The organism is Enterococcus sp. AZ101 (genome assembly GCF_050499005.1).
GTDB classification, from domain to species: domain Bacteria; phylum Bacillota; class Bacilli; order Lactobacillales; family Enterococcaceae; genus Enterococcus_L; species Enterococcus_L ureilyticus.
The window spans coordinates 17,826-30,306 of sequence record NZ_JBMHEZ010000003.1 but is presented as its reverse complement, the minus strand read 5'-3'; the positions used below and the strand labels follow the sequence as shown (position 1 = coordinate 30,306).

13 protein-coding genes and 1 riboswitch are annotated in these 12,481 nt (G+C 37.0%); of the genes, 5 read left to right on the top strand and 8 right to left on the bottom strand.

Annotation, left to right across the window (positions count from 1 at the left end):
* Positions 1-144: 144 nt before the first annotated feature.
* The 4 genes from IGJ50_RS13995 to IGJ50_RS13980 form a co-directional block, all read right to left on the bottom strand.
* Complete coding sequence (locus IGJ50_RS13995; RefSeq protein WP_429951547.1) at positions 145-1,653, bottom strand: helix-turn-helix domain-containing protein; 1,509 nt, start codon at positions 1,651-1,653, stop codon at positions 145-147.
* Positions 1,654-1,991: 338 nt separating this feature from the next.
* The gene (gene brnQ, locus IGJ50_RS13990; protein ID WP_429951003.1) at positions 1,992-3,344 is read right to left on the bottom strand and encodes a branched-chain amino acid transport system II carrier protein; all 1,353 of its coding nucleotides are present in this window, start codon (positions 3,342-3,344) and stop codon (positions 1,992-1,994) included.
* 115 nt (positions 3,345-3,459) lie between these two features.
* Positions 3,460-3,948 (bottom strand): GNAT family N-acetyltransferase, encoded by a 489-nt coding sequence (locus IGJ50_RS13985; RefSeq protein ID WP_208929461.1) that lies wholly within the window; start codon positions 3,946-3,948, stop codon positions 3,460-3,462.
* Positions 3,945-4,289, bottom strand: coding sequence for a MazG nucleotide pyrophosphohydrolase domain-containing protein (locus IGJ50_RS13980; protein WP_069641222.1), 345 nt, complete (start codon positions 4,287-4,289; stop codon positions 3,945-3,947). The genes IGJ50_RS13985 and IGJ50_RS13980 overlap by 4 nt, the downstream gene beginning before the upstream one ends.
* A 167-nt stretch (positions 4,290-4,456) precedes the next feature.
* Between IGJ50_RS13980 and IGJ50_RS13975 the strand changes: the two genes are divergently transcribed.
* Complete coding sequence (locus tag IGJ50_RS13975) at positions 4,457-5,095, top strand: histidine phosphatase family protein (protein WP_207121806.1); 639 nt, start codon at positions 4,457-4,459, stop codon at positions 5,093-5,095.
* Positions 5,096-5,155: 60 nt separating this feature from the next.
* Positions 5,156-5,713 (top strand): TIGR00730 family Rossman fold protein, encoded by a 558-nt coding sequence (locus IGJ50_RS13970; RefSeq protein WP_204638571.1) that lies wholly within the window; start codon positions 5,156-5,158, stop codon positions 5,711-5,713.
* A gap of 50 nt (positions 5,714-5,763) precedes the next feature.
* Here the strand turns inward: IGJ50_RS13970 and IGJ50_RS13965 are convergent, their stop codons facing one another.
* The 3 genes from IGJ50_RS13965 to IGJ50_RS13955 form a co-directional block, all read right to left on the bottom strand.
* Positions 5,764-6,504, bottom strand: coding sequence for an amino acid ABC transporter ATP-binding protein (locus IGJ50_RS13965; protein WP_069641224.1), 741 nt, complete (start codon positions 6,502-6,504; stop codon positions 5,764-5,766).
* A 28-nt stretch (positions 6,505-6,532) separates the two neighbouring features.
* On the bottom strand, positions 6,533-8,125 hold the full coding sequence (locus IGJ50_RS13960; RefSeq protein ID WP_429951001.1) for an ABC transporter permease subunit: 1,593 nt from the start codon (positions 8,123-8,125) through the stop codon (positions 6,533-6,535).
* Between the two features lie 150 nt (positions 8,126-8,275).
* Positions 8,276-8,447: riboswitch (Lysine riboswitch) on the bottom strand.
* Positions 8,448-8,818: 371 nt separating this feature from the next.
* Positions 8,819-9,118: a hypothetical protein gene (locus tag IGJ50_RS13955; RefSeq protein ID WP_069641226.1), complete on the bottom strand. Its 300-nt coding sequence runs from the start codon at positions 9,116-9,118 to the stop codon at positions 8,819-8,821.
* Between the two features lie 228 nt (positions 9,119-9,346).
* On the opposite strand from IGJ50_RS13955, the gene IGJ50_RS13950 reads away from it, so the two are divergent.
* From IGJ50_RS13950 to IGJ50_RS13940, 3 genes are read left to right on the top strand one after another with little or no spacing between them, the layout of a single operon-like run.
* Positions 9,347-10,051, top strand: coding sequence for an NAD-dependent protein deacylase (locus tag IGJ50_RS13950; protein ID WP_207121805.1), 705 nt, complete (start codon positions 9,347-9,349; stop codon positions 10,049-10,051).
* Positions 10,052-10,062: 11 nt separating this feature from the next.
* Positions 10,063-10,905, top strand: coding sequence for a chorismate mutase (locus tag IGJ50_RS13945; protein WP_207121804.1), 843 nt, complete (start codon positions 10,063-10,065; stop codon positions 10,903-10,905).
* A gap of 20 nt (positions 10,906-10,925) precedes the next feature.
* Entirely contained in the window at positions 10,926-11,444 is a 519-nt protein-coding gene (locus IGJ50_RS13940; protein WP_069641228.1) for a transcription repressor NadR, read from the top strand.
* A gap of 46 nt (positions 11,445-11,490) precedes the next feature.
* Here the strand turns inward: IGJ50_RS13940 and IGJ50_RS13935 are convergent, their stop codons facing one another.
* Positions 11,491-12,471 carry an L-lactate dehydrogenase gene (locus IGJ50_RS13935; RefSeq protein WP_207121802.1) on the bottom strand — a complete coding sequence of 327 codons (981 nt, stop codon included), beginning with the start codon at positions 12,469-12,471 and terminating at the stop codon, positions 11,491-11,493.
* Between the last annotated feature and the right edge of the window lie 10 nt (positions 12,472-12,481).

Here is a 12,481-nt window from a genome sequence, read left to right as displayed (position 1 = left end):
TCAACTTTTAACGAGTATCCGTGCTATAAACTAGCTTATTAGCCAGGCTTTTTTTGGGGGAGAATCAGTAAAACTATTTTCAGGACATTGTACATAGTAACGGGTTTAATAAGTCTTACCTTCGTTCATGAAATCTTACTTTAATTATTCTTGAATAATATTCTTCTTCTCAAAAAGCTGTTGCACTGTTCGATACAAATCAGCTAATTCTTCCTCGTCATAAGATAAATCCCAAAAATAAAGGGGTAATTCTGGATACTTTTTCCTCGGCAATAAAGAAGAACTGATCACTAAATCATATTGTTCATTCAAATCCTCCTGATAAGGTGCAGAATCTACAAAACCTAGATCATTTAAAAATTGGTAAATTCTTCTAACTAAAAGGAAATTATGCTCAAAAGCAACACCAATCATTAAATGTTCAGAATGCTTTGGCTTATCATAAGCCGGCAGTAAGACACTTTTGATAGCATTGACCAAGGGCTTTTTGATTGTATAAATAAACTTATATTCCTTTTCTTTCGCCTTTGTATCAAAAAAAGCTTGAATCTTTGTTTCAAGAAGTTCATCAGCTTTTTTCTTTTTACGTGGTAATTCTACTAACTTTTGAAGGTTAGGAAATGGTTGGCGTAACACATAAAAGGTAAACGTAATATTTAATAGATTTCCAATGATCATTGGTTTAGCAACAACATCAGGTTCCTTTTTGAAAATATTGATTTTAGCATAGGCAAGAAATTCTTGAACTAATTCATACACAGGATTTGGCCGCGACGAAAAATCATGCAATGTTTGAAATAGTGAAGGGTCATCATCTAGAGTATAAAAAGGAGCGTAATGAGCTAAGAAAAAAATAAAACTGCTTTCTCCCTTGCTGTGCTTAGGTGGTAGTGCTTGAATCGGTCCAAGTTCCTGGTTGAGACGCTCAAAATCATAGTACGGATTGTCCATCATTAAAAAATCATACCGGTCGTCATAACAAACAAAAATTTTCTTTCGCATTCGACAGAGAAAAATCGCTGCAAAATAGGTCAATTCTTTGGCACCTAAGTAAGTTCTAGATAAGGGGAAATATTCAGAAAATGCAACAACAAGCCTTTCAGCATCTTCAAAGGCAACACTTTTAAATGGCCAAACCGTCCCACGGGTTCCAAGCCACAATACATCAAAAAGTGCTACTCGAACAGCACGTTCATCCCCAGTCAAATTTGCTTCAGTATATGTAAATCGCAGATTAAATTGCTTTACGTGTTTTTTCAAAGGCAGCATCTTTCTAGAGACTGTCGAACGACTCACGTAATAGCGTTGACAAAAATCATCTATGTTAGGAAAATCTTGGTTTAAAAAATAAAGAATAAATTGAAAAGGCACCGATTTTTTCAAGAGAAAATAACGGTATTCATCAATGGTCACGAGTAACTTGGTACTATCGATTTTTCCTGCTTTTTGTAAAATGGATGGATGGTTGGAAATCACTTTAACTAAATCATGATTGATTTCATTTAAGATAATAAATGTCTGTTGATAATTCAACAATAGCTCATCAGATAATTGAGTAATTGAGATCTCTGATTGATTGATTTGTGTGATTCGTTTGAAAAGTTTAAACTTTGTCAGCATTCCGGAATCCATCATCAATTCTTCATATAGCATGCTAATCACTTCCTTGCCCCTATTCTACTGTATTATATAGGCACTTGTCAGCTAAGACGATAAGCTGTAGACAGCTAGTGACACATCCTTAACAAAAAGGCAAGATTTCGCTCGAAATAAAAAATAACCTCCAATAATTGTATTTTCCACGTACAACTTTTGGGGGTCACATCATAACTCTACGAGTTATCTCTCAGACTCAAGGAATTCGTATAAACGGTGCGAGCAGAAGCAATCCCTTCGGAAATAAGCTGAAATTCACAAAAATTTGAAGAGCAATTTTCGTGAATCCCTTCTTATTTCTCGGGATTAAACACTCCTGTCCCAACCTCTTTTTTTTATTTAAGATCAGTGTCTTTTTTCAGATTGATCCAAACCAAGCCGAGTATAAAACCAAGAACAGATGGAACGACCCAACCCATACCAATCGTAAATAATGGTAAGTAGTTCTCAGCAGTAGTCAAAATAGTTGTAACGCCTGAATTGCTCTTAATAAATTCAGGAGCATTATTCAAAGCATCAAGTAAAGCTGCCACAAGAGTGACATAAGTTGTTGTACGATAGACTTCTTTACGATGACCAAATAACGGACTGATAATCACTAGAATCATTAAAGTCATAGCCAAAGGATAAAGAAACATCAATACAGGAATAGAAAATTGAATAATATTCGTCAAGCCAACATTTGCAAATAAACAAGGTAAAATACTAGCTGCGGCAATGTAAAAAGCATAAGACCCTTTTGGAAATAGCTCACTGAATGTTTCAGAACAGGCAGTAATTAAACCAATGGCTGTTTTTAAGCACGCTAGAATGACGATAAAGGCTAATAAAACACTTCCTAAGCTACCCAAATAATGATTGGCAATCTGAGCTAAGGCAATTCCACCATTTTCACTGAGAGGGAATTTCCCCACACTCATTGTACCCATGTAAGACAATAATGTATAAATAATCCCCATCAAAACAACACTGATTGCACCAGATTTTATGGTATCCTTTGCAATGTCATTTGGTTTTTCTACTCCCATACCTCGAATCGTCGACACAATAATGATCCCAAAAGCTAAAGAAGCAAGAGCATCTAGTGTATTATAGCCTTCAGTAAACCCTTTAAAAAATGGATTTGCAACATATGACTCTGCAATAGGCGCTGAAGTGATCGAACCCAAGGGTGTAATAAAAGCAAATAAAATTAAAATAGCTAATAAAAATAAAAATAATGGATTCAAAAACTTTCCTACATAACCTAGTAGCTTAGATGGTTTACGTGAAAATGCCCAAGCAATAAAAAAGAATAGGGCTGAAAATAGTGCTAAAACTAATTTATGCTGATCACTTGGCAAAAAAGGGGCCAAACCAATCTCAAAAGATGTCGTAGCGAGACGAGGCAATGCGAAGAATGGACCAATCGTCAAGTATAGTAATACTGTAAAAGCAACAGCATAGCGCCGATTAACACGAGTTGCTAAATCAAAGACCCCATTACTTTTTGAAATACCAATAGCAATCACACCTAAAAAGGGTAACCCGATCCCTGTAATCAAAAAGCCTAAGTTTGCTAAAAAAATACTTGCTCCAGCTTCTTGCCCCATATGAACAGGAAAAATCAAATTTCCAGCTCCAAAAAATAAGCCAAATAGCATAGAACCTACATAAAGGTAGTCACGCCATGATAATTTTTTTGTCACACATCAACACTCCTTAAACGTTATTCTTAACTAAAATAACAGAATAAAGAGACCACAGCAAGCGAATTTCAGAAAGAGATACAGGTTTTTCTGAAAACATTAAAACCTGCTGAGATTAGCTTGTGAAATAAGCAAATTGATAATCATCACAAAACTGACCATTGATAAAAAATTCATCTTTAAATAAAGCTTCTTGTATAAACCCATTTTTTCGATAAAATTGAATGGCTTTAGTATTAGACCCCATAACGCGTAAAGAAATTTTATGAATCCCTTCTTTAGTAGCGACCTCCTTTAAATAATCCAATAATTGCCGACCAATCCCAAAAGATTGGCTGTCTGGATGAACACCGATCCCAAACATCCATTGCTTTTGATGGGCGTTCAAAGGCGTGGGATGATGAACGTCTATAAAACCATGAACTTTGTCAGCCTCAACAGCAACAAAAATAATGCGTCCAGCTGTTTTTTCCTTATACTCGTCAACGGAATGATAATAATGTAGGACAGGAGAATTTTCATTCGTCCAAATCGTATTTTCTATCTCAAATAGCTGTTGGAAATCGAGCTCTTCCACTGGTCGAATGGTGATCTGCTTGTTCATTTAATGCCTTCTTTCTGATTGTCGATCTCATTAAAGCGTTCTTCTAACTTTTGCTTATGGGTGCTTAAAATATCTTCGAAACGAATATCGTATTTATCAGCTAGGATAAAAATATTATCTAGCACGTCACCGAGTTCTTCAGTCAAGTCTTGAACTAAATGTTCTGGGGCTTTTGATTTTTCATCTGGACGGTCACGCCCAATTTCTAAAGCACGCACCGCACGCGCAACTTCTCCTGTCTCTTCAGCTAAAAAACTGACGCGGATAAAAGAGTTGAGCGCATACCAACCTCTTTTTTTATAAAAATGACTGATCCATTGTTGATACTGTTGAAGCTCCAAACAAATCCCTCCATTCTTCTTACTATGTTAGCATATAGAATAGAAAAAATAAAAATGAGTGTCATTTATTCAAAAGAGGATAGTCGCTATTTTTAACAAAGCAAAAATAGTCTATTTGTAGTATCATAATCAAGAGGAAGGCACAGTCAAAAATGGAGGGAAAAGAGATGACCACATTTTATTTTGTGAGACATGGAAAAACAGAACTGAATTTGAGTTTGAGATTTCAAGGAGGAAAAATCGATTCGCCGTTGTTACCGATCGGTATCGAACAAGCAATCCAAGCGGGACGTTATCTTTGCGATACATCATTTGATGCAGTTGCTGTCAGTACTCAAAAAAGAGCGATGGATACGGCGAATTACCTTCTTAAAGAAAATAATTATTTAGATGGATTAACCGTGAATTATTATGACAGCCTAAGAGAAATCAAATTTGGTAAACGTGAAGGCATTGAAATCGATCATACAGATGAGCAAACAAAGAACTTACGTCAACGACCAGACCTGTATGATCCCACAGCTTTTGGTGGTGAAACGATCGACTCTTTAGTAAAACGATCTACTGAAACAATAGAACAAATCAGTAAAAAATACCCAGATGGAAAAGTACTAATTGTAGCACATGGTGTGCTGTTGATTACGTTGATCAATTCCTTGATCGGAAAAGAAAAATCACAATGGCGTGAAGGTGGTCCCTTAGCGAATACGAGTATTACAATTTTAGAAAAAGAAAATGATTTACAGAATTACACGCTAAAAACATTTAATGATGTTTCTTATCAATCACAGAATGAAGAAGCATAAAAATCAAATCAAATGACAATCTGTTAGTCAGTTAGAATAGGTGGGAATTAGTTGAAGAGAATGGCCGTTTATTGCGGGGCAAGTGTAGGAAATAAAGCAATTTATCAGGAACAAACAAAAGTGTTAGGCCAATGGATGACCAATAATAAGTATGACCTTGTCTATGGGGGAGGCAATGTTGGTTTGATGGGAATTCTTGCCGATACAGTTATTGACAATGGTGGCAAAGCAATCGGAGTGATGCCAAAATTTCTAATGGAGCGTGAATTAGCACATCAAGCGATTACTGAAATGCATATTGTTACTGACATGCATGAGCGTAAACGTAAAATGATCGATTTGGCAGATTGCTATTTAGCTCTGCCTGGTGGACCTGGAACGTTGGAAGAAATATCAGAAGTTGTTTCTTGGGGAAGGGTTGGTGAACATCAAAATCCCTGTGTCTTTTTTAATGTAGAGGGCTATTATGATTTATTAGCCGAATTTTTTGATAAAATGGTTCGCGATGGATTTTTAACGGAAGCAGACCGAGCAAAGATTTTCTTTTCTGAAGATTTAGATGCGATTCAAGCATTTATCGCTACCTTTACACCACCAACGATTAGACAATATAAATAAATCAACACTCGTTTGAACAGTGACTGCTCAAGCGAGTGTTGATTTATTTTTTAAGGTTTTGATAAAATTCGATGTAAAAACTCTTTCGTCCGTTCTTCTTTTGGATGAACAAAGATATCGTCAGAAGTTCCTTCTTCTGCAATCACACCTTTATCCATAAAAATCACACGGTCAGAAACTTCTTTAGCAAATTCCATTTCATGAGTGACGATGATCATCGTTAATCCTGTATGGGCTAAATCCTTCATAGTCTTCAGTACTTCTCCGACCATTTCAGGATCAAGAGCTGAAGTTGGTTCATCGAATAACATCACATCAGGATTCATCGATAAGGCACGAGCGATGGCGACACGCTGTTTTTGTCCACCGGAAAGTTGGGCTGGTTTTGCATCAATAAAGCGTTCCATACCAACTTTTTCAAGATTTTCTAACGCAATTTTCTTTGCTTCTTCTTTATTACGCTTTAAAACAGTAAGCTGTCCTGAGGTACAATTTTCTAAAACATTCATATTATTAAATAGGTTAAATGATTGGAACACCATCCCTAAATGAGTACGGTATTTTGGCAGATTGTACCCACGCTCTAAGACATTTTCACCATTATAAATGATTTTGCCTCCAGTTGGTTTTTCGAGTAAGTTGATACAACGTAACAGGGTTGATTTACCTGAACCAGAAGAGCCAATGATCGTGACAACTTCTCCTTTCGTGACGTTTACATTGATATCTTTTAACACTTCGTTATCACCAAAGCTTTTTCTTAAATGTTCGACTTCAATAATTGCGCTCATATTATTTCCTCCTAAATTTGAAAGCTCTTTAGCTTTCTTTTACGTTTTCTAGTTCTTCAACTTTGACATAAGCAGAAGGGCCGTCCATTTTCTTCTCGACTACACGTAAAACTCGTGTGATAGCATAGGTCATGATCAAGTACATGATCCCTACGATCGTAAATGTTTGGAAGAACTGGAAGTTTGCACCAGAGGCAGAATTTCCTTGGAAAAATAGATCAGCAACACCGATAACACTTAAAACGGCTGTATCTTTGATATTGATTACAAATTCATTCCCAGTAGCGGGTAAAATATTACGTAAAACTTGCGGCACAATGACTTTACGCATAGTTTGCCCATGTGTCATTCCAATGGCTTGTGCTGCTTCAAATTGTCCAGAATCAACAGCAAAAATCCCACCACGAACGATTTCCGACATGTAAGCTCCTGTATTGATGGAAACAATGAATAATGCCGCAACCGTTCGGTCTAAAGAAATGCCAAAAGCTAAAGCTAGACCATAGAAAATGACCATTGCCTGCACCATCATAGGTGTTCCGCGGAACACCTCAATATAAATTGAAAGCAAACCATTGCCTAATTTTTGGAAGAACCGTTTCACTTTGTTATCGGATTCTGGAATCGTACGAACGACTCCAATCAATAAACCTAAAGCTGTTCCGACAAAGGTACCAATCAATGCGATAAACAAGGTTAAACCTGCACCGCGTAAGAACATGCCGCCGTATTGATCCCAGATATTTTTAAAATCAGCTAGAACGCTAGTTTTTTCACTATCACTTGTTTCAGCCGCGGGTTGATCTTTCACTGCTTGATCCATGATTTTTGTGCGTTCTTCTGAAGAAATACCGGATAAAATTTGATTCACTTTAGCAATGGTTGGGTCTGCTTTACGCATACCAACTGCGATTTGAACATCTTCAGCATTGGTTTGGAAGCCATTTTCTTTAGAGAATTCGAGCATTTCCAACTCTTTATTCACACTTGTAGCGGTCACACCTTCAGGCCGTTCACTCACATAGCCATCGATCATACCAGAAGCCAAGGCCGTTCTCATTGCTGAAAAGTTATCCATTGCTTGTTGTTTATTCACACCTGGAATTTGATCGATCACGCTATAATGGAAGGTATTTAACTGTGCTGTAACTTTAGCACCAGATAGATCCTTTAAGTTTTTAGCATCTGCAAATTTGCTTTTCTTCTGAACAACTACAACTAATTGCGATTCATAATAAGGATCAGTAAAATCAATTTCTTTGCGTCGTTCAGCCGTTGGGCTCATACCAGCAATAATCGCATCGATTTTTCCAGATTGCAGAGCAGGGGCTAGACCATCCCATTTTGTTTGAATGATCACGAGTTTTTTATCTAAGCCGGCAGCAATTTTTTTAGCGATTTGTACATCGTAGCCCCCTGCATAAGAAGAATTTCCTTGAATTGGTACAGCACCGTGTGCATCTGTTTTTTGGGACCAGTTAAACGGGGCGTAACCAGCCTCCATTCCAACACGGAATTCTCCGTTAGCCTCTGTTCCTTCTGCTTGACTAAAGACTGGAGCACAGAAAATAACTAAAATAAATGCAAATAACAAGCCAAGTGAAAATGATTTTTTGTTCATAATTGTCTTCCTTTCTTATACATCCTTGAATTTGTTTTACTATAATTCAGTTTAAAGAGTTTTGAAGAATACATTGAAACAGCTTCTTCTTTCACACAAAAAAACAACTATGCAAAATGCATAGTTGCCTATATCGTCAGGTACTCTCAACAAAAACATAGCGCAACTTAGCATCACTACTAAGACAGTCCGCAAGTTGTTCGCTTACGTCCCAACACATAACAGGGAGGCTGTTATGCATTTCGGCGATTTTTCCTAGACTTGTTTCGACGTGTCCTCTCACTCCACAAGCTTAATAAAAAACGCAACCTCTACCTCGATTTGAGGTACTATTTAATTATTCGATTCGAGTATAAAGTGTACGTTATTTACTTGGAAAAGTCAATTGCTTGTTTACCTAAGATTTGTTTGGAAATAATGGATTTCATGTCAATTGATTATAAAAAAACTTGGATAAACACAATTGTGGTAATCAGCGTTGTTTGTATTGTAGCTGTACTAGACATAAAGAATACAGAAGACCGTAGAACGGCTCGAGATGTTTTTTTAGGGTAATAGTCCATTTGTTTCTAGTAGCTCAAAACAGAGTGTGAAAGATAAAATGATCGTGGTCATCCTAATTAATCAAAGAACAAGAAAAAAGCACTGAAAAGGAATACCTTTTCAGTACTTTTTGACAGTCAAAAAATATAATTAAGCTTTTGCTGCTTCTTTTGGTTCGCGGCCTAAAATAGCTTGTAAGACAGTTAAGACACCATATGAAGCTAAGATTGTGTAAATCAAGCTTGAATAAGTTGTAATATCGAAATCCCACGTTTTGTAAATCACTAAAACAATAGCCAAAATAATACCAGCAAGAACGTTAAAGAATGCAAACGCCCACAGATTTCCGTTTTCTTTGCGTGAAAGATAATAGATCGAAAACCATAAACTTAGAACACCCCAAGCAATGCAGACTAAAATAGCTGCCCAATAAATAATAAATGCTACCACGAAGTTTCACCTCACTTTTATACATTAAGTATTCTATCACGTTCTCTTTTGTTTGTCATGAAAAGACAGTGATAAAGCGGACATAATTAAAAGCTTTTCACCTGTTTTTAACGTGCAAAATTCGTGTCCTAATTAGCAAATATGAACGCAATTCTTTTTTATTTCTACGAATATGTTTTCTCTCTCTTCCGTCTTTACGTTATAATGAAACTATTAGGAGATGAGACAATGCAAACAATTAATGAAACGAAAGCGATAAACCTGATCCAGCAAGCTAATCGTATTACTTTCTTAACAGGCGCGGGTGTGTCAACAGCCTCAGGCATCCCAGATTATCGCTCATTGTCTGGCATTTATCAAGGAATCGAACGACCTGAATATCTGTTAAGCCAGACTTGTATGATTGAGGAACCAGAAAAATTTTATTCATTTGTGCAAACATTATATCATCCTAATGCCAAACCAAATATCATCCATATGAAAATAGCAGAACTACAAAAAACTAAGAATGCATGGGTCGTTTCCCAAAATATAGACGGCCTCCATGCCAAAGCGAAAATGCAGCAGCTTGTTGATTTTCATGGAAACTTATATGATTGTTATTGTAGAAAATGTGGTCAAGCAGTTTCAGCAAAAGCTTATCTAACTTCTGCAAGGCATGAGCAATGTGGTGGCCAAATTCGACCGAATATTGTTCTATATGAAGAAGGATTAGATGAAAAAGCAATAGCGGTATCGATCGAAGCTATAGCAAAAGCTGATCTGATCGTGATCGTTGGGACTAGCTTTCAAGTGCATCCGTTTTGTGATTTGATTCATTATGCAAATGACGCAGCTACACTTTTAGTGATTAATCAAACACCGATTCAATTAAATAGGGATGCTTATTTTTTAAAAGAAGATGCAGTGAAGGTCTTTGAAAATATAGGATAAGGAGCTTTAAAATGGAAGAAATTAAATCAGAACGACAAAAAATGATCGAGGGCGAACTTTATTTTGCTGGTGATCCAGAACTGGCAACAGCTCGCAAATTTGCAAGAGAACAGATGAAATTGATCAATAAAGAAGAAGACAGCCAAATCCGCCGCCAATTAGTGGAAGAAACCTTTGGAACAACTGGAACAGGTAGTTACATTGAACCATCAATTAGTTTTGATTATGGGTTTAATATTCATGTTGGTAAAAATTTTTATGCCAATTTTAATAGTATTTTCTTAGATATTTGTCCAATTACGATTGGGGACAATTGCATGTTTGGACCGAACGCTCAACTATATGCAGCCACACATCCTCTACATCCAGTCAAAAGAAATAGTGGGTTGGAATTTGGAAAACCCATCACGATTGGGGATAATGTTTGGCTTGGCGGTGGTGTTATCATCACTCCAGGTGTAACGCTAGGTAATAATGTGGTTGTAGCAGCAGGGGCTGTCGTGACCAAATCTTTTCCAGATAATTGTGTAATTGGCGGTAATCCTGCAAAAATCATCAAAGAAATTGAACTGGATGAGCCGAATCAGCCTCCTTTAACAATCCAACGCGATAAAATTGATACACTAGACAAAAAAATAGTTGCATTATTAGAAGAACGTATGGATGTAGTAGAAGCAATTGTTGCTATCAAAAAAACTGCTGACAAGCAGATATTAGATACCTCAAGAGAACAAGAAGTTTTAGAAAAAATCAATACGTATATCCAAAATGATGCGTACAAAGAAGTGATCAAAGAAACTTACCAAGGAATTATGGACGCATCAAAACATTTTCAGCAAAAACAGCTGGATTAAAAGAGCCAGGAGGGAATTGAATGGATGGTGTAAAAAGACGGGAAGCGATCTTACTTGAATTAGAATCAGCAGAAAAGCCTGTGAGTGCCAGTCGTTTTGCAAAAGAGTTCAAAGTCAGCCGCCAAATTGTGGTTGGAGATGTAGCCCTTTTAAGAGCTGCAGGTCATGATATTATCGCAACAGCTAGAGGATATCTGCTGGAAAAAGAAGAAAATAAACAAGGTATCATTCGGAAAATTGCCTGTCAGCACTCTCCCGAACAAACGGAAGAGGAATTACGAACAATTGTCTTTTTAGGTGGTGAGTTGCTTGATGTTGTGGTAGAGCATCCGATTTATGGTGAATTAACAGGAGGTTTGCATATCCGCACAGAAAAAGAGGTGAAAGCGTTCATCAAAGCATATCAAAAAAGTAGTGCGTCGCTATTATCCGAGTTGACCGGTGGTATCCATCTACATACGATACGTTGTGAAAGTGAAGACGCACTTAGCCGAATAAAAGAAGGGTTAGCCGAAAAAGGAATTTTGTATCAGGGCTAATAAAAAGCTCTATCAGAAATCATCTCGATTTCTGATAGAGCTTTTACTAATTATTTTCAGCTTCAAATTTTTCAAACGCTGACTTGATTACATCTTTCAAAGCGTTAGCAGAAGCGTTCATGCGATCTTTTTCTGAATCTGTCAACGGAATTTCGATCACTTGTTTGACTCCTTGGCGGTTGATCACAGCTGGTGCACCAATATAAATATCATTTTGTCCGTATTCACCATCTAAATAAACAGATAGGGGGAAGACAGAATCTTCATCATCTAGAATCGCTTTTGTAATTCGTGCTAAGGCAGCTGCGATTCCGTAGAAGGTTGCACCTTTTTTCTCAATGATTGAATAAGCCGCATCTCGTACATTGAAGAATAAGTTGACCATCGCTTCTTCATCGACGTCTGGATTATTTTTGACCCATTCGTAAATTTGCAACCCAGCTACATTGGCATGTGACCAAACTGGAAATTCAGTATCACCATGTTCTCCCAAAATATACGCATGGACATTACGGGCATCCACATCAACTAATTCAGCGATTGCTTGACGGAAACGAGCAGAATCTAGAGATGTTCCTGAACCGATAACGCGTTCTTTTGGAAATCCTGAGAATTTCCATGTAGAATAAGTTAAAATATCCACTGGATTGGCAGCGACTAAGAAGATGCCACTAAATCCAGAATCAACGATTGCAGTGACGATTTGTTTGTTGATCTTTAAATTTTTATGCACTAAATCGATTCGTGTTTCACCTGGTTTTTGTGCGGCACCTGCTGTTAAGACAACAAGGTCAGCATCGTGACAATCGTCATAAGTAGCGGCATAAATCTTTTTAGGAGAAGTAAAAGCTAATGCGTGAGATAAATCAGCGGCATCTCCTTCAGTTTTCTTTGTATCTATATCAATAATACCAACTTCTTGAGCAATATTTTGAGTGACTAAGGCAAAAGCATAACTAGATCCGACAGCGCCATCTCCAACTAAAATTACCTTTTGGTGGTCTTTGTTCCCAACTGCTGCAGTCATGTGTATCATT

Coding starts and splice junctions, on each gene's coding strand:
- IGJ50_RS13995 (WP_429951547.1), bottom strand. CDS start 1,653: ATGCTATATGAAGAATTGATGATGGATTCCGGAATGCTGACAAAGTTT.
- IGJ50_RS13985 (WP_208929461.1), bottom strand. CDS start 3,948: ATGAACAAGCAGATCACCATTCGACCAGTGGAAGAGCTCGATTTCCAA.
- IGJ50_RS13975 (WP_207121806.1), top strand. CDS start 4,457: ATGACCACATTTTATTTTGTGAGACATGGAAAAACAGAACTGAATTTG.
- IGJ50_RS13970 (WP_204638571.1), top strand. CDS start 5,156: ATGGCCGTTTATTGCGGGGCAAGTGTAGGAAATAAAGCAATTTATCAG.
- IGJ50_RS13965 (WP_069641224.1), bottom strand. CDS start 6,504: ATGAGCGCAATTATTGAAGTCGAACATTTAAGAAAAAGCTTTGGTGAT.
- IGJ50_RS13960 (WP_429951001.1), bottom strand. CDS start 8,125: ATGAACAAAAAATCATTTTCACTTGGCTTGTTATTTGCATTTATTTTA.
- IGJ50_RS13950 (WP_207121805.1), top strand. CDS start 9,347: ATGCAAACAATTAATGAAACGAAAGCGATAAACCTGATCCAGCAAGCT.
- IGJ50_RS13945 (WP_207121804.1), top strand. CDS start 10,063: ATGGAAGAAATTAAATCAGAACGACAAAAAATGATCGAGGGCGAACTT.
- IGJ50_RS13940 (WP_069641228.1), top strand. CDS start 10,926: ATGGATGGTGTAAAAAGACGGGAAGCGATCTTACTTGAATTAGAATCA.
- IGJ50_RS13935 (WP_207121802.1), bottom strand. CDS start 12,471: ATGACTGCAGCAGTTGGGAACAAAGACCACCAAAAGGTAATTTTAGTT.